Here is a 16886-nt window from a genome sequence, read left to right as displayed (position 1 = left end):
GCCCGGCTCAGCCGCCGTCGAGCCGTACCCCGGCGCGCTGAAGCACATCCACCCAGCGCCGCATATCGGCATCGATCGATTGCGCGAGGCTGTCGCCAATCTCGTAGGTCGGCTCGAATCCCCGGGCCAGCAGCCCCTGGGTCGCCGGCCCATCCTCCACGACCGCCTTCGCGCCTTCCTCGATCCTGCGCAGGATCGGGTCCGGCGTGCCGTGCGGCGCGCTGACGGAATAGGTCAACTCCGCAGCATAGCCCGGGATGAATTCCCCGACCGTGGGAAGCGCCGGCAGCAGTTGCGAACGGCGAGCCGAAGAGGTCGCGAGGGCCTTGACCTTGCCCTCCTGAATCATCGGCAGCACCGCGCTGATCGAGGCGAACATCACCTGCACCTCATTGGTGAGGATGCCCACCACCGACGGGCCGGTGCCGCGGTAGTGCACGTTCTCGAGCTTCGTCCCCGCCATGAGATCGAACATCACAGCCGCCAGGTGCTGCGATGTCAGCGGCCCCGCAGTACCATGGTTCAACTGCCCTGGACGGGCGCGGACGTAATCGATGAATTCCGGGACGGTCGAGACCGGCACCGACTCGTTCACCACGAGGATGTTGTGCGACACCGCCACCCGCGCGATGTGCTGGATGACATCGCGCGGATCGAAGCCGTCGCGAACGATCGATGCCGTGCCGTTGAACAGCAGCGTATAGCCATCGGGCGCCGCCTGCCCGACGGCCCGCGCCCCGATCATGCCGCCCGCACCGCCGCGGTTGTCGATGACGAAGGGCTGCCCGTAGACCTCGGAGAACCGCTGCCCGATCAGCCGCCCCGCGATATCCGTGCCACCACCCGGTGGGAAAGGGATGACGAAGCGCACCGGCCGATTGGGCCAGGCGGCTTCCGCAAGCGCCGGCCGGATCAACGCCGCGCCGGCAAGGCTGCCCAGAAGAGCTCTTCTGTTCATGGTGGTTCTCCCTGTTGTTTTTTATTCGGATCGGGCACGCCGCGGCTGCGTCGCAACAATACCCGCCCGTTCCATGTCATCGATGTCGGAGCCGGTGAGGCCGGCTTCCAGCAGCACGGCCCGGTTGTCCGCGCCAAGCGTTGCGGCACCATGCGCGATGCCTGCGGGCCAGGTACCAAAGCCGAACGGCGTACCCTTGGCCGGTTGGCCGTCGGGCGCGTGCAGAATGGCCGTGCCCGCGACGAACTCCGCCGCGGTGGCGAGCGTGATCCCATCGCGCACCATGGCACTCCCGCTGGCCCAGACGGCGCGCCAACCGTCGCCATCGGGCACAACCACCTCATCCGGCTCGGCGGCGGTGGCGTTGCCCAGGCGTGGCGTCGGCACGCCGGCGGCGGCGGCGATGAGCTCCTCGCCGAGCAGGAAGCTGGTCAGCTCACGCTGCGAAAGATCGAGATGGGCGCCCGAACCCGTCCTGTCCCGCTGCGCCAGCGCCGCCACGATGGCACCGGTGGCGAAGAGGCAAACCACCTGGTCCGGGTAGTTGATGTTGCGTCCTGTCACCGCCGGATCGCCGTCTGCAGGACCGGTCAGCGAGGCAAGACCCCCCGTCGCTTCCAGCGTCGATCCGAAGGAGACCATGTCGCGCTCCGGCCCGTCCTCGCCTTGGGAGGAGATGCTGGCGATGACCAGCCGCGGGAAGCGCTGGCGCAGCATCGCGGGTGCGAGGCCGAAACCCGCCAGCACGCCACGGCGGTAGTTCTCGACCAGCACATCCGCCCCCTCCAGCACGCGGAACAGCGCCGCCAATCCGCGCGGGTCCTTGAGGTCGAGGCAAAGCGAGCGCTTGCCGCGGTTGGTGAAGTTGAAGAAGGGCGAATGGTTCCACCAATCGGTCCCGGCCTCGGCACCCGTCCAGTCGCGAAAGGGATCGAGCGCGCCCGGCCCTTCGACCTTCACCACATCGGCACCGAGGTCGAGCAGCATGGTCGAACTCGCCGCCCCCGCCGTCAGCCAGCCGAGATCGACGACCCGAACGCCCGCAAGCGGGCCGCCGCTACGTGACATGATCCATCTCCGCCATCACGCATGTCAGGGCCTCGCCGTCCCAGAGGACCGGCAGCCGCGGCACGCCCTGGGTGTCGAGGAAGCCGCGGCTGCGATGCTGGCGATCATCGAGCAGTTCGAGCGGCGTCAACACCGGCCCCACCGGGACGCGCTTCCGCTGTGTCGCCGCTGTGATCTCCGCCCGGCTGCGCCGCGCGAACCAGGGGGCCATCAGCGCATCCAACTCGGCCATGTGCTCGCCGCGCGCGCGCTGCGTCGCGAAGCGGGGGTCGTGCAGCCTTGGATCGCCGAGAAGGTCCCGCAGCGCCGGCCAATCCTTGGCCATATAGACCAGCGCGACATGCCCATCGGTGGCGCGCATGGTGTGCCAATCGGCACGCTGCATCTTGTCCCGCGCCACGGCTGCGCTGCCAAGCAGCAGAACGGTCGCGACCTCCTTCCAGTTCACCCAGCAAGCCGTGTCGAAGAGCGAGATCTCGGCGCGGTCACTCATTTCCGCCCGCAGCCCGGCCGCCAGTGCCGTGAAGGCGGCAAGCCCCGTGGCATAGGCGGCCTGGTGCCCCGCCAGGCGGTGCGGCACGCCGCCCTCGGGGTGCACCGCCGACAGGATGCCGGAGAGGGCCAGCAGGCCAAGCTCGCTCATCGGCGGATCCTCGCCCGGGCCGAAAACGCTGATGCGCACGGTCAACGCGGCATCGATGCCGACCAGTGCGCCAGTATCGCCGATCGCCGCGTCGAAGCGGCCCCGCCCGTCACCGGCTGTGCGGCCAGCGAGAAGAAAGCGCGCCAAGGCACTCGATCCATCGGGCAGGATGGGCGGCAGCAGAGCGAGGCTGTCGCCTCGCTCGGGGACCGGTCGTACCACCGTCGCGCCGAATTGCGCCGCAAGCTTGGCCGCCATGGCGATGGCAAGGCCGTGCGGCTGCTGCGCGGCAAGGGCCGACAGGTCGAGCACGCGCTTGCCGGCAAAGGGGGCGATCATGGGCTCTCCTATTCCGGGGTGATGCCGATACGTTGCAGCGCCGGCCCCCAACGCGACGCATCGGCCTCAAGCGCCTTGGTCAGGTCGCGGCTGCCGAGAAATTCGGGCTCGAAGCCGCGCTCCATCAGCAGTTGTTTGAAGGCGTCATCAGCCATCACGTCGCGCGCCGATTGTTCCAGGAGGGCGATCACAGCCTCCGGCGTCCGCGCCGGCGCGGCCAGGGTGTACCAAAGCTCCGCCGCATAACCTGGCAGCGCCTCCGAAATCGCCGGCAGGTTCGGCCAGGCGCGCGCGCGTTGGGCGGAGGTGGCCGCCAGGGCCCGGAGGCGGCCATCCTGGATGAAGGCTTCGACGGCGCTGACGCTGGCGAACATCGCCTGTACCTCACCGGCCAGCAGCCCGGCGACCGAAGGTCCGGTGCCACGATAGGGTACGTGCACGATGTTGGTGCCGGCCATGTCATCGAACAGCGCGCCGGCCAGATGCTGCGACGTACCGGCGCCGGGCGTGCCGTGGTTGAGCTTGCCCGGGTTGGCACGGGCATAGGCGATGAAGCCTGCAAGGTCCTGCGCCGGCACTGCGGGATTCACCACCAACAGCATCGTAGTGCTGGCGAAGCGCGCGACATGCACGAAGTCCCGCTTCCAGTCGAAGCCCGGGTTGCGGAACAGCAGGTCGCTGATCGCGATGCCATTGCCGGTGAACAGCAGCGTGTAGCCATCGGCCGGTGCCTGCGCCACCACGGTGGCACCGATGTTCCCGCCGGCCCCGCCGCGGTTCTCGATCACCACCGATTGCTTCAAGCGCTCCGACAATTGCCGCGCGACCAGGCGGCCAAGGTTGTCGGTGCCGCCACCGGGCGTGTAGGGCACGACCAGACGCAGCGGCCGTGTTGGCCAGGTTTGGGCCAAGGCCGCCGGCGCGGCGAGCAAGACTGGCAGGGCAAGCAATGATCGACGTTCGATGCCGCTGCGGCGTGTGTTGGACATGGTGTTCTCTCCCGATGCGCCCGTTGTTCGGGCTTGTGATTCAACCGCCGGTCTAAGTCCCCTGACCGGGATTCTTGATCCCGGCAGCGAAGCGCGCATTGCCTTCGGCCTGCGCTGTGGTTTTTGAGCGAATGGTGAGGTTGACCATCTGGCCGTGGTCCATCGCTCCCTGCCAATCGGTGATCGTTGCGGGGATCCGGTCGAGCGCCTTCTTGCTTTCCGCCAAGGCCATCGGATCGAAGCGCGCGACTTGCTCGGCGAGTGCGTGTGCGCGTGGTAGCAACTGCTCCGGCACCACACATTCGTTGACGAGCCCCCATCGTTCGGCGGTGGCGCCATCGATGCGGTTGGTGGTGAGGACCAGCCAGGCCGCCTGTTTGCGCGTGACGCCCGATAGCTGGATCGCGGGGCCCGCCATACCCGGGTAGGTCGAGAACCCCATCTCGGGACAGCCGATGCTGGCCTTGGTGCTGGCGATCGCGAGGTCGCACACACCGATCAGCGTGGCCCCACCCCCAAGAGCGATGCCGTTGACGGCAGCGATGAAGATCGCCGGATGCGCGCGGATCGCCAGGTTGACGGCGATCCACTCCTCCCCCGCGCCCTCGATGCCCGCCTTGCGGTCCTCCTCGCGTTCCTTCAAGTCCATGCCAGCGCAGAAGCTGGCACCGGTGCCGGTCAGCACGATGGCGCGCATCTCACCCCGCAGCGCGGCGAAGGCCTCCAGCAGCCCGTCGCGGCTCGCACGATTCATGGCGTTGCGTTTCGCGTCGCGGTCGATCCGCAGCTCGGCCCAGCCGTCGTGGCGGGTGATGACGATCGGGCCGCTCATGCCACGCCCGCCTCCGATCCGAATTGCGGCAAGGTGATGCCCTCCGGCCCACCGGGGAAGCGCACGGCGAGGCGCATTCCGATCTCGGCCTGCGATGCCTCCATCCCGTCGAGGTTGGTGAGCAGGAAAGGACCTTCTTCCAGCTTCACCATCACGACCGGATAGGGCAGTTCATCCTTCATCCCAGGGAAGTAGCTCTGGTGGAACACCACGAAGGACCACAGCTCGCCGCGGCCAGATGCGGTGATCCACTCCCACTCCGGCCGCCCGGTGAAGGGCGAGACCGGCGCCGGCGGGAAGAAACAGCGACCGGTCGCCGTGCAGCGTTGCAGCATGAGCCGCTGCTCGTTGCAGGCGTCCCAGAAGGGCCGATTCCAGTTGTCGATCTGCGGCCTCGGCCGCGTCGCGAGGCTCATTGGTCCCTCCGGAGGATCAGGCTCTGCGCGATGTTGGTGGCGCAGATGTATTGCATGGCCTGGGCATTCGGGATCTGCCGGGCGCCGCAGTCGTCGCGTAGCTGCCGCACGCATTCGGCGATGATGCCCCAGCCCTGCATGTAGCTGTCCGACAAATGCCCGCCCGAGGTGTTCGTCGGCCAACGCCCCTGGCCAAGACGCAGCATGCCGTCATGCACGAAATCGCCGCCCTCACCCTGTTTGCAGAAACCGAGGCCTTCCAGGCTGAACAGCACCGTCGGCGAGAAATTATCGTAGATGCCGAGGCCCTGGATATCCTCGCGCCCAATGCCGGCTCGGTCATAGACGCTGCGGCACGCCGAAAGTGTCGGGTGCCAAAAATCATCCGGCGGCGCGCTGCCATAGTGGAACGCATCCTGCCGCGCATAGCCGGAGAGCAGCACCGCCGGCCGCTTCATGTCGCGCGCCCGCTCGGCGCTGGTCATGATCCAGGCGACGGCACCATCGTTGATGAGGCAGTAGTCGAGCAGCTTCAGCGGTTCGCAGATCGGCCGTGCGCCGGCATGATCCTCCAGGGTGATAGGGCGGCCATGCATCACCGCATCGGGGTTGAGGCAGGCGTGGTCACGAAAGGCGAGCGAGACATGGCCGAGATCGGCATGACTCGTACCGAATTCATGCATGTGGCGGCGCCACATCATCGCGTGGATCGCGCCTGGGCTGGTCATGCCCCAGGGGCTCCATTGGCTGTCGCCGCCGCCGTAGTTCATGCGAACGGAACGGCCGTTGTTGCCATAGACCAGCGCCACGGTCTTGGCGGCACCGCTCGCGATCGCCTGCGCCGCCAAGGCGAGGGACACGCCGGAGAACCGTCCGGGCGCCTCGGTCAACAGGCAATACTGCGGGTTGATGCCCATCATCTCCGCGAAGCGCTCATAGGTCGGGATGCGATTGACGATGAGCCCATCGATATCCGATGGCTTCAGCCCGGCATCGTCCAAAGCCGCGTTGAGCGCCTCGCACCCCAGGCCGTAGCTGTCGGTCTCGGGGAAGTTGCCGTAGCGCGTGGTTCCGATGCCGGCGAAGGCGACCTTGTCGCGCATCGGCCAGGCCTCGGCGACGGAAGGCGCGGCCAGGGGTAAGTCCAAGGGCATTCTCTGTCTTCCAGTCATGGTCATGCAGGGGCCAAGGCGGGCATCAGCCGGTCGATACGCTCACGGCACTGGACCGCTTCGGTGATGATGTGGTCGATGATCTCCGACATCGGTGCGACACGATCGACGAAGCAGGCGGCCGGCCCCATCGAGAGCATGCCGCTATCGGTATCGCCATCGCGGTAGCAGCCATCGCGGGACAGCGTGCCGCGCAGCAGATCCGAAAACACGTCGAAGCCGTCGAGCCCCGCCGCCTCGCGCGTCCGCACCGTTCGGGCTGTCGCATTCGCCATCACCCGCCATGCGCCGCCCATCGGTTGGTTCCCGGCGAAGGCAACCAGGCTGTCGTCCTCGCCGGCCGCAATGACGCGTTGCTTGTAGGCGGGATGGGCATTGACCTCGGCCGCGGCGAGGAAGCGCGTGCCGATCACCACGGCATCGGCGCCCAGCGCCAGCGCCGCGAGCAACTGCCGCCCGGTGCCGATGCCGCCCCCGATCGCATAGGGGAGCCGCAGGCGCTCCTGAGCGATCGCGCCGCCGAGCATCGCCGGGACATCGAGGTTCACCCCTGGATGCCCGCCGCATTCCATGCCGACCAGCGCCACCGCATCGACACCAAGCCGCTCGGCCGAGAGTCCGTAGCGCAGCAGCGGCACCTTGTGGATGACCAGCGCACCCGCGGCATGGATGGCGGCGATCAGCGCATCCGCCGGGGCCCGGCCGGAGGTTTCGAAGAAGCGAACCCCCTGGTCCAGCGCGGCCTGCAAATAGGCCATGAGCGGCACGTCCGTATGCCGCGAGGTCGAAAGGTTCACGCCGAAGGGCACGCCGCCGGTCAGCGCCGCGCAACGTTCGAGTTCAGCCTGAAACACCCGCACCGAGGCGAAGGAGCGGGAGGTGATGAAGCCCATCCCGCCGGCATTGACCACGGCGGCGACATAATCCGCATCCGACAGCCACATCAGCCCGCCCGCGAGGATCGGATGGCGGATCCCGAACAGCTCGGTGATGCGGGTGCGGAAGCGCTGCGGCGCGCCGGTCTGGTTCACGCTGATCCTCCCGTGGTCGCCGGTGCCCGGCGTTCCTTGGAACGGAAACTGCGCTCAGCGGCGGCGCTTGTCGCGATGGTTTCGTCGCGGGGTAGGCCAACTGGAAGTTAGGCTATGCCTGTGCCCTCCTGCTGGCTGATCTCATGCAGCAGCCAGCCCGAGAACATCGCCGCCTCAGGCCGCACCTTGCCCAGGGGGAGGAGCAGCCAATAGAAATCCTGGGTATCGAGCGGTTCCGCCCCGACCGGGATCAACCGGCCTAGGCGGACATCCTCGGCCACCAGCATGGGCGAGGCGATCACCACGCCCATGCCCTGGATCGCGGCCTCGATCGCCAGGCTGGTGCTTTCGAAGAAGATCGGCCGGTCGGCCACCGCGATCCCATGCGCCGCCCCCCAGGCGGGCCAATCCTGCGGCCGTGCCAGGCTGGCAAGCTGCGTCGCAGCGGCGGGATTCGCGCGCGCTGCTTCGGCCAGGATGGGCGCGGCATAGGGCATCACAGCGTGCCGCCACAGTCGCGTCGCGCCGGGCAACCTTGCGTCCCCAGGCGCCATGCGCACCGCGACATCGACCGCATCGGCCGAAAAATCGACCGGCAGCAGCGACGTCGTCACCTCCACCGTGTGGTCCGACTGCAGGCGGTAGTATTGCGGCAGCCGCGGGATGAGCCACCGCAGCGCCCAAGTGGTATAGGCGCGCACCCGCAATGGGCCTGTCGCCGGCTTCATCAGGGCATCCGTGGCCCCCTGCAGCACGGCAAACCCCTCGCCGAGGGTCGTCGAAAAGGCGACTCCGGCCTCGGTCAGCCTGATGCGGTTCGCACGACGCTCCAGCAGCGGCCGGCCCACCCAAGCCTCAAGTGCCCGGATACGCTTGCTGACCGCGGGCTGCGTGACGTTGAGCAAGGCGGCCGCACGGGTGAGGCTCTGGGTCTTTCCGACCAGGGCGAAGGCCTGGAGATCGGCGAGTGGAGGCAGGCGCATGGGCATGGCTTGAGCCTAACTTGTACTTGGTCTGGCCGCCAGCGCGCGGTCCGGCTGCCCAAGGCACCGGGCCTCAGCCTGAAGGCGGGGCGGTGACCCAGGCGAGGATGTGGGTCGCGACAACGCAGATGTCTCCGGCAGCATTCGTCACCTCCACCTTCGCCCGCGTCCGCGCCGCCGCGTCATCCACGGATTCGATGGTGTAGCGCACGGTCAGGGTGTCGCCGGCGAAGACCGGGCGCGTGAAGCGCACGCGGTCATAGCCCGCCGATACCGGTGTCCCGGTCGCACCGCGATCCACCGAGCGCTTCGACATCATCGAGGCCGCGGCCGAGGGCAGGCCCATGACCAAGGCGCCATGCGCGATGATGCGACCAAAGGCCGTGGTCCGCGCGAACACCTCGTCGGTATGGACCGGATCGTGATCGCCGCTGATCTCCGCGAAGATCGCGATATCGGCGGCCGAGAGCGTGCGGGTGCATTCGACCCTGTCGCCGACGGTCAGGAAGGTCGGGCCGCCGCTCATTCCGCGGCCTCCGCAAAGCGCGCCAGGGCCGAGCGTGGCGGGCGCGGGGCCAGGGTTTCGGCCAGGCCCATCGGTCCATCGACGAAGAGGCGCCCATCCATCCGCCGCAGCGCCGGTGAAACGCGAGGGCGAAAACCCATGGCGGCGATCACGTCGGCTTCAAGATCGGCGCCAGGCGCGATCTCGATCAGTTCAGGCCCCTCGGCGCCCAGCCGGAACACCGCCCGCTCGGTGACGTAAAGCACCCGTTGATGACGCTCGCGCGCGTAGGATCCGGAGAAGGTCACCTGCTCGACCTTCGCGACCGCCTTGGGTGCGCCATTGGCGCTCAAACTGCCGCCGAAGACCACGGAGCCGGCCCCTTGCGAGATATTGATGAAGCCGCCCGGCCCCACGATGCGGCCGCCGAAGCGCGAGACGTTGACGTTGCCCTCGGCATCGAACTCGGCGAAGGACAGGAAGGCGAGGTCCAGCCCACCGCCATCGTAGAAGTCGAACTGGTAGGGTTGGTCCACCTGCGCATCGGGGGAGAGCGCGGCGCCGGCCTCATTCCCGCTCGCCGGCGCGCCGCCGATGTTGCCCTGCTCGTTGGTCAGGCAGATGCGGCGCAGGATCGCTTCTTCCGCCGCCACATTGGCGATGCCTGTGGAAATTCCGGAACCGAGGTTGCAGATGGCCCCTTCAAACAATTCCATCGCGCCGCGGCGGGCGACGATCCGGCGCGGGCCTGGAGGCAGCCGGGGAATATCCTCAAGTGCCACGCGGCTATGGCCGGAATAGGCCGGGCTGTTCTCGGTCTCGAAGGTCTGCCACTGTTCGGGCGCCACCACCACCGCATCCACCAGGATGCCGGGGATCTTGACCATCTTCGGATGCAGGCTTCCTGCGGGGACGATGCGCTTGACCTGCACCACGACAATGCCGCCGGCACGCCGGGCCGCCTGGGCCATCGAGAGCATTTCCAGCGTGACTGCTTCATGCTCCATCGAGATATTGCCATTCTCATCCGCCGCAGAGCCCCGCAGGAATGCGACATCCACGGCGAAGGGCCGGTAGAACAGATAGTCCTCGCCACGGAAGGACTGCAGCTCGACCAGATCCTCGGTCGCGCACCGGCTCTGCCGCCCACCGCCGAGACGCGGATCGACGAAGGTATGCAGGCCGATCTTCGTCAGCAGCCCCGCGCGCCCCGCCGCCATCTCGCGCATCAACTGCGACATCGCGCCTTGCGGCAGCGTATAGGCCTCGATCTTCTCGTCGAGCGCGAGGCGCGCGATCCCCGGCGAATTGACGAAGGTGCCCGAGACCGCGCGCTTCAGCAGCCCCTCCTGCGCCAGATGCCCGGCGCCGCGGGTCTTGCCGTCGCCAAGGCCGACCGGGTGCACGGCGGTCAGCCCCCGCGGCGCGCCGGATGTTCGAAAGCGCGCTCCCACCGCGGCGAGCAGCGCCTCGGGCACCGCATGCCCGCCGCCCGAGCCACCGATCAGCAAGGTGTCGCCGTCACGCAGCAGGGCAGCGGCTTCCGTCGCCGTGATGAATTTCATGACAGATGTCCTGGGCGAGAGAAGGAGCCGGGGAAATGGCAGGCGACGAGGCGGCCGGGGGCGATCTCGGCGAGCGGCGGCGGCACCTCGCAGGCTGGCCTTGCCACCGGGCAGCGACCACGGAACGCGCAGCCCGTCGGCAGCGACAGGGTGGAGGGCGGCTCGCCCCCGAGGATCACACGCTCCCGCCCAGCTTCGGGAACCGCTGAGGTCAGCGCGACCGTATAGGGGTGCAGCGGCTGCGCAAAAATGTCGAGAGCCGGCCCCTGCTCCACGATGCGGCCGAGATACATCACCGCGACGCGGTCGCAGAAGGCGCGCACCACAGCAAGATCATGCGCGATGAAGAGATAGGACAGTCCGAGCCGTTCGCGCAGTTCCAGCATCAGGTTCAGCACCTGCGCCTGGACATTCACATCCAGCGCCGAGACCGGTTCATCCGCCACCACCAGATCCGGCTGCAGGGCCAAGGACCGCGCGATGGAAATGCGCTGCCGCTGCCCACCTGAAAACTCATGCGGGAAGCGGCTGGCCCATTCGGGTTTGAGGCCGACGGTCGCCATCAGCTTCAGCACGCGTTCCCGCGCCTCCGCCCGCGTCGCGGCGCGGCGATGCGCCAGCAGCGGCTCGGCCAGCGCATCCGCGACCGTCATGCGCGGGTTGAGCGAGGCATAGGGGTCCTGGAACACCATGCCCATGCGGGGGCGTAGCGGCCGCATCTCGGCCGGGCTGGCATGGGTGATATCCTGCCCTTCGAAGCGGATGCGGCCGGCGGTCGGTTCATGCAGCCGGGTCACCAGGCGCGCCAACGTGGATTTGCCGCAGCCGCTTTCGCCGACGATCCCCAGCGCCTCGCCGCGACGCAGGCGCAGATCGACGCCATTCACCGCATGCACGATGCGCGACGCCCCAAAGAAGCCGTCGCGCCCGACCGCGAAATGCTTGACCAGGCCTTCAGCCTCCAGCAGTGGGCGCTCCTCGGGCGCTGCACTGCGCGGCGCGGCCTGGGCGGGGATGGGTGGCGCGGGCAAGCGCCTGCCATCGGCGGTGACCCAGCAGCGGGCACGGCGACCGGGTGCCACCTCCATCAGCGGCGGATGATCCGTGTCGCAGCGCGCGATCTTGAACGGGCAGCGCGGAGCGAAGCGGCAGCCGGGTGGAGGGTCCAGCGCATTGGGCGGCGCGCCCTCGATCGAGGTCAGCCGTGCGCCCGCTGGGCTATCAAGCCGTGGCACCGCGTTCACGAGCGCCCAGGCATAGGGGTGCCGCGGATCGGTCAACACGGCCTCGGTCGCCGCCTCCTCCACGATCTCGCCGGCGTACATCACGGCGACGCGGCGGCAGACGGTGCCGATGACGCCGAGATCATGCGAGATGAGCACGATGGCGGTGCCAAACTCCTCATTGAGGCTACGCAGCAAATCGAGGATCTGCGCCTGGATCGTCACGTCCAGCGCGGTGGTCGGCTCATCGGCGATCAGCAGCACGGGATCATTGGCGACCCCGATCGCGAGCATCACACGCTGCCGCATCCCACCGGAGAACTGATGCGGGAAGGAAGCGGCAGCGCGTTCCGGCGCCGCGATGCCCATGCGGCGCAGCAGCTCCACAGCGCGCACCCGCGCCGTCGCCGGGCTCTGGCGGCCATGGGAGACCATATGCTCAGTCACCTGGCGCAGAATACGCAGCACCGGGTTCAGCCCCGTCATCGGGTCCTGAAACACCATGGCGGCACGATCGCCGCGCCAGCCGCGCAGCTCGTCGGGACGCATGGCCAGCACATCGCGCCCCTGGAAGCGCACGCTACCGCCGATGATCCGCGCTGGTTCCTCCAGCAGCCGCATCAGCGAGAGCGCGGTCACGCTTTTGCCCGAACCGCTTTCGCCGACGATGCCAAGCGTCTCGCCGGGGCCAACGGTGAAGGAGACCCCGTCCACCGCACGCACCGCGCCGTCATCGGTCAGGAAGACGGTGCGCAGATCCTCCACCTCAAGCACCGGCTGGGTGCTTGCGGCCGTGACGTGCTCAGGCTGGGCCATATCCATCACCGGGAACGCGTCTTCGGATCGAGCCAGTCGCGCAACCCATCGCCCAGAAAGTTGAAGCCGACGACGACGGTCAGGATCGCGAGGCCGGGAAAGGTCGCGACCCACCATTGCTCGACGAGTTCGCGCCCCTCGGCGACCATCGAACCCCATTCCGGTGTCGGCGGCACCACGCCGAGCCCAAGGAAGGAGAGCCCGGCGAAGGTGAGGATCGCATTGCCGAGATCCAACGTCAGCAGCACCGCAAGCGGGCCAAAGGTATTCGGCAGGATATGGCGGCCGAGGATACGGATCGGGCGCAGCCCCAGCACCGTCGCGGCCTCGACATATTCCTGGCTGCGTTGCACCAGAGCCAAAGCGCGTGCGAGGCGCGCGAACTTCGGCCACCACACCACAAGCATCGCGAGAATCGTGTTGGTCGCGCCGATGCCCAGCGCGGCGGCGATGGCCAGTGCCAGAATGATCGGCGGGAAGCAGAGGACGAGGTCGGTGAAGCGCATCAGCGCCTCATCCACCAACCCGCGCGACCAGGCAGCGACGACGCCCACCGCGATGCCGATCGCGGCCCCCAGCAGCACCACCGTGAACCCCGCGAGAAGCGACAGCCGCGCGCCATGCAGAAGTCGTGAGAGCACATCCCGCCCCAGCACATCCGTGCCGAGCCAATGCGTCGCGGATGGTTCCGCCAGCCGATGCACGATGTCCTGCGCATCGGGTGGATACGGCGAGATCCATGACGCCAGGAGCGCCACGAGCAGCCACAGCAGCACCAGTGCCGAACCCGCCCAGGCCGGGCCGTAGCGCCGCAGACGCCGTCGCCACCGCGGGCGCGGTGCCGGCATGAGGACGATCTGCGTGGCACTCATCGGCGCACCCGTGGATCGAGCGCGGCGTAGGAGAGATCCACGGCCAAATTGACCAGAAGATAAGTCGCCGAAACCACCATGGTGATGCCGATGATCGCGGGGAAATCGAGTGCCGCCGCCGAACGGAACGTATACCGCCCGAGCCCGGGCCAGGAGAACACCGTCTCCGTCATCACCGCGCCCGCCAACAGATTTGCATAGGCGAGCCCGCCGAGGGTGACGACCGGCACCAGCGCATTCGGCAGCGCGTGCCGCAGCACGATCACCTGCGCCCGCAACCCCTTGGCCCGCGCGACGCGCACGTAATCCTGGCCAAGGCTGTCGAGCATCGCGGCGCGCGTGGTGCGGGTGATCAGGCCAATGGTCGCGGCGGCCAGCACCACCGCCGGCAGCACCAGATGCGCCGCGGCATCATGCCAACCCTCCCAATCCCCAGCCAAAGCCGCGTCGATCAGGAACAGACCGGTCGGCCCCTCGGGCGGGAATGCGATGGGATCGATCCGCCCCGGCCCTGGTGCCCAACCGAGCCAGCCATAGAAGATCGCCAGCATGATGAAGGCGAGCCAGAAGGTGGGCGAAGAAACCCCGAGCAGCGACACGATGCGTGCGGCGGAATCCACCCAGCTATCGCGCCAGACGGCCGCGGCGATACCAAGCGGGATACCGACGCCGATCGCGAGCAGGAACGAGACGGTGGCAAGTTCCAATGTCGCCGGTGCGTATTGCGCTATGTCCTCCAACACCGGTCGGCGCGTCGCGATGGAGATGCCGAGATCCCCATGCGCCAACCCGTTCAGGAAGATGCCGTATCTTTCCCACAGCGGAAGATCGAGCCCCCATTTCGCCCGCCATTCCAGCACCGTCGCCGGGTCGGACGCCGCAATGTCACCAAGCTGCGCCAGCACCGGATCGCCGGGCACAAGCGCGGAGATAAGGAAGATCACAAGGCTTGCCAGCACCGCCATGACCACAGCGGCCGCGAGACGGGTCGCGATGTAACGCAACACCTGGATGGGACCTCCCCCTTTTGATCTATCCTGCCCCTACTGGATCGATACAATCAAGGCGGGGAATGGAGGAGACGCAAATGGACGGTGAAGCGCGGATGTCGGTCACCGACGGTGTCGCGGAGCTGGTGCTCGACCGGCCCGCCAAACACAACGCCGTCACCCCCGCCATGGCCCGGCAGATCTGGGAACATGCCGCGGCGATCGACGCCGATGACGCGGTACGCGCGGTGCTGATCCGCGGCGCCGGCGAACGCGCCTTCTGTGCTGGCAGCGACCTCAATGCACTCGCTGCCTATGCCTCCGCATGGCATTTCCGCAACCGCGTCGAATATGCCACGGCGATCCGCGGCATCCGCAAACCCGTGGTGGCGGCTTTGCAGGGATGGACGCTGGGCGGCGGTGCGGAGATGGCGCTTTCCGCCGATCTGCGCGTCGCCTCCGAGACGATGCGGCTTGGCTTCCCCGAGGTGCAGCGCGGCTGGGTCGGCGGCGGCGGCGCATCGCAGATGCTGCCACGCATGATCGGCCAGGCCCGCGCCGCGCGCCTGCTGATGCTGGGCGATCCGATCGATGCGGCGGAGGCACGGCATCTTGGCCTGGTCGAGGAGATTGTGCCGCAGGCAGCGTTGCTGGAACGCGCACGCGCCCTTGCCGGGCGGCTCGCGGCGCTCAGCCCGGTAGCGGTGCAGTCGGTGAAAGCGGCGATGCGCATGGCGATGGAGGCCCCGCTTTCCGCGGGCCTGGCCTATGAGAATGAGATGAACGTGCTGTGCTTCTCCGCCGGTGATCATCTGGAGGGCATCCGCGCCTTCAACGAAAAGCGCGGTGCCTCCTTCGAACGCTAGGCTCAGGCCGGCTTCACCTGCCCCATGTCGAGCTGCCATCCCGCCGCCGTCAGCGGGAAATCCCGCACCGAGCTGCGGACCGCGATCTGGTAGATCGGCTGGAACAGGATGAAGTGGTTGGCCTGGTCAACAACCTTCCGCTGCCACTCAATCCAGAGCAGTGCCGCCTTGGCCAGATCCGGCTCCTCTGAGGCGCGTTTCACCAACTCGGTCATGTCCGGCGGCACCGGCCAATGGACGCGTCGCGCCACGCGCTCCACCACTGCACTGGCCCACAGATCGTTGGAGACCGCAGGCGGGTTCCAGAACGTCAGCAAACCGCCGGCATGGCGGCCCTGCGTATAGGTTGTGCGCAGGTTCACCTGGTCCATCGGGTTCAACTGCACACGGATCCCGACGCGGCCAAGGTCCGCTTGCAGTTTTTGGGCCAGCACCTGATAGGAGATTCCGGCGACGGCGGCGTTGCCGTAAGCGATCTCCATCTCGAAGCCATCCGGCACACCGGCCGCTTGCAACTTCTGGCGTGCCATATCCAGATTCTGATGGAACCCCACCTCGCGCGCGACCTGCTCCGTGCTGCCATTCACTCCGATCGGCAGGAAATGCGCCGGCCGCACCGCGCCGCCGCCGAGCAGGCTGCCGAGAATGCCGTCGTAGTCGATCGCATAGCCGATGGCATGGCGTGCTTCCTTCTTCGCCAGCACAGGATTCGCCTCGACGTTCTGCGTGACTGCCATGTACACGAAGTCGAGGCTTGGAAGACGATCGATCCGAACATTGGGCTCGCTGCGCAGGGTCGCGAGCTGCTCCGGTATCAGATTGAAGGCGGCATGGATATCGCCACGCCGGACAGCGAGGATCTGGGCCGCGCTATCGGACAAATGCCGGATCACGACACGATCGAAGGCCGGCGCGCCGCGCCAGTGATGCGGATTGGCGAGGAGCTGGATCTGCCCATTGCGCTCCCACCGCGCCAGGCGATAGGGACCGGTGCCGGCAGAATTGCCGTTCAGCCATTCCGTCGCGCGATCGGTATCCTTGGCGGCCACGCCCTGAACCGCGCCGTGCTGCAGCATCACCGCCTTTTCCAGCACCGAGCATCCGGGGTTGCAAAGGATCGGCAGGATCGGCGCATCCGGCGCGCTGAGGACGAAATCCACCGTCTGCGCATCGACCACCTCCACGCGATCGACGGCCTTGATGTATTGCTGCGTCTGCTCACGCATGTTGATAAGGCGGTCGAAGGAAAATTTTACATCCTCGGCCGTCATCGTGGCACCGCTGGCGAAGCGGACGCCTTGCCGCAAGGTGAAGCGCCAGCCATCTCCGCCGGGTCGCCGTGCCCAGGCCGTCGCCAATGACGGCTTGGGATTGATCAGGTCATCCGCGTTCAGCGTCAGCAGGCTGTCATAGCAGGCGGCCAGTGTCATCGGCGGCGTGTATTGTGCCTGGCGCACGGGATCGAGCGTGATGGTGTCGGAAATGTCGATCCCGATCACCAGCGTGCTCCCGCGTGCCTGCGCCAACGCGCGGCCGCCTCGCAGCATGGGCAGGGCCGCGGCCGAGGCGCCGAGCAGCCGGACCAGGTCGCGCCTTGAGAGTGAGATGACGGTCATGGA

Annotated in this window: 16 protein-coding genes; 1 reads left to right on the top strand and 15 read right to left on the bottom strand. The window is 67.7% G+C overall.

The genetic code is table 11. The features are described 5' to 3' along the window. Positions 1-7: 7 nt before the first annotated feature. The 14 genes from C8P66_RS07005 to C8P66_RS06940 form a co-directional block, all read right to left on the bottom strand. Positions 8-958, bottom strand: coding sequence for a Bug family tripartite tricarboxylate transporter substrate binding protein (locus C8P66_RS07005; protein WP_111397519.1), 951 nt, complete (start codon positions 956-958; stop codon positions 8-10). Positions 959-979: 21 nt separating this feature from the next. Continuing rightward, on the bottom strand, positions 980-2026 hold the full coding sequence (locus C8P66_RS07000) for a CaiB/BaiF CoA transferase family protein (RefSeq protein ID WP_111397517.1): 1047 nt from the start codon (positions 2024-2026) through the stop codon (positions 980-982). Then, positions 2016-3008, bottom strand: a complete 993-nt coding sequence (locus tag C8P66_RS06995; protein ID WP_111397516.1) for a CoA transferase — start codon at positions 3006-3008, stop codon at positions 2016-2018. Before C8P66_RS06995 ends, C8P66_RS07000 begins: the two co-directional genes overlap by 11 nt. 8 nt (positions 3009-3016) lie before the next feature. After that, on the bottom strand, positions 3017-3997 hold the full coding sequence (locus C8P66_RS06990; RefSeq protein ID WP_158537134.1) for a Bug family tripartite tricarboxylate transporter substrate binding protein: 981 nt from the start codon (positions 3995-3997) through the stop codon (positions 3017-3019). A 52-nt stretch (positions 3998-4049) separates the two neighbouring features. Beyond that, entirely contained in the window at positions 4050-4829 is a 780-nt protein-coding gene (locus C8P66_RS06985) for an enoyl-CoA hydratase/isomerase family protein (protein ID WP_111397513.1), read from the bottom strand. Further along, the gene (locus C8P66_RS23495) at positions 4826-5245 is read right to left on the bottom strand and encodes a Zn-ribbon domain-containing OB-fold protein (protein WP_158537133.1); all 420 of its coding nucleotides are present in this window, start codon (positions 5243-5245) and stop codon (positions 4826-4828) included. Before C8P66_RS23495 ends, C8P66_RS06985 begins: the two co-directional genes overlap by 4 nt. After that, positions 5242-6393, bottom strand: a complete 1152-nt coding sequence (locus tag C8P66_RS06975; protein WP_211314062.1) for a thiolase C-terminal domain-containing protein — start codon at positions 6391-6393, stop codon at positions 5242-5244. Before C8P66_RS06975 ends, C8P66_RS23495 begins: the two co-directional genes overlap by 4 nt. 26 nt (positions 6394-6419) lie before the next feature. Continuing rightward, positions 6420-7448: an NAD(P)H-dependent flavin oxidoreductase gene (locus tag C8P66_RS06970; protein ID WP_111397511.1), complete on the bottom strand. Its 1029-nt coding sequence runs from the start codon at positions 7446-7448 to the stop codon at positions 6420-6422. 107 nt (positions 7449-7555) lie between these two features. Next, positions 7556-8431 carry a LysR family transcriptional regulator gene (locus tag C8P66_RS06965; protein ID WP_158537132.1) on the bottom strand — a complete coding sequence of 292 codons (876 nt, stop codon included), beginning with the start codon at positions 8429-8431 and terminating at the stop codon, positions 7556-7558. Between the two features lie 73 nt (positions 8432-8504). Continuing rightward, a complete protein-coding gene (locus C8P66_RS06960; protein WP_111397508.1) occupies positions 8505-8957 on the bottom strand; it encodes a MaoC family dehydratase in 453 nt (150 codons plus the stop codon). Further along, positions 8954-10501 (bottom strand): acyl CoA:acetate/3-ketoacid CoA transferase, encoded by a 1548-nt coding sequence (locus tag C8P66_RS06955; RefSeq protein ID WP_111397507.1) that lies wholly within the window; start codon positions 10499-10501, stop codon positions 8954-8956. The genes C8P66_RS06960 and C8P66_RS06955 overlap by 4 nt, the downstream gene beginning before the upstream one ends. Further along, positions 10498-12540, bottom strand: a complete 2043-nt coding sequence (locus tag C8P66_RS24310) for an ABC transporter ATP-binding protein (RefSeq protein WP_245903279.1) — start codon at positions 12538-12540, stop codon at positions 10498-10500. Before C8P66_RS24310 ends, C8P66_RS06955 begins: the two co-directional genes overlap by 4 nt. A 5-nt stretch (positions 12541-12545) precedes the next feature. Beyond that, positions 12546-13412, bottom strand: coding sequence for an ABC transporter permease (locus C8P66_RS06945; RefSeq protein WP_111397504.1), 867 nt, complete (start codon positions 13410-13412; stop codon positions 12546-12548). After that, entirely contained in the window at positions 13409-14419 is a 1011-nt protein-coding gene (locus tag C8P66_RS06940; protein WP_111397503.1) for an ABC transporter permease, read from the bottom strand. Before C8P66_RS06940 ends, C8P66_RS06945 begins: the two co-directional genes overlap by 4 nt. Before the next feature lie 80 nt (positions 14420-14499). Here C8P66_RS06940 and C8P66_RS06935 point away from each other — a divergent pair, with 80 nt between their 5' ends. Beyond that, entirely contained in the window at positions 14500-15267 is a 768-nt protein-coding gene (locus C8P66_RS06935; RefSeq protein ID WP_111397570.1) for an enoyl-CoA hydratase/isomerase family protein, read from the top strand. Between the two features lie 2 nt (positions 15268-15269). On the opposite strand, the gene C8P66_RS06930 is transcribed toward C8P66_RS06935, so the two are convergent. After that, positions 15270-16883, bottom strand: a complete 1614-nt coding sequence (locus C8P66_RS06930) for an ABC transporter substrate-binding protein (protein ID WP_158537130.1) — start codon at positions 16881-16883, stop codon at positions 15270-15272. Positions 16884-16886 lie beyond the last annotated feature (3 nt).

This window comes from Humitalea rosea, from assembly GCF_003253705.1.
Taxonomy (GTDB): Bacteria; Pseudomonadota; Alphaproteobacteria; order Acetobacterales; family Acetobacteraceae; genus Humitalea; species Humitalea rosea.
Note: the sequence above shows the minus strand (reverse complement) of the source record. Positions and strands in the feature narration are given on the sequence as shown.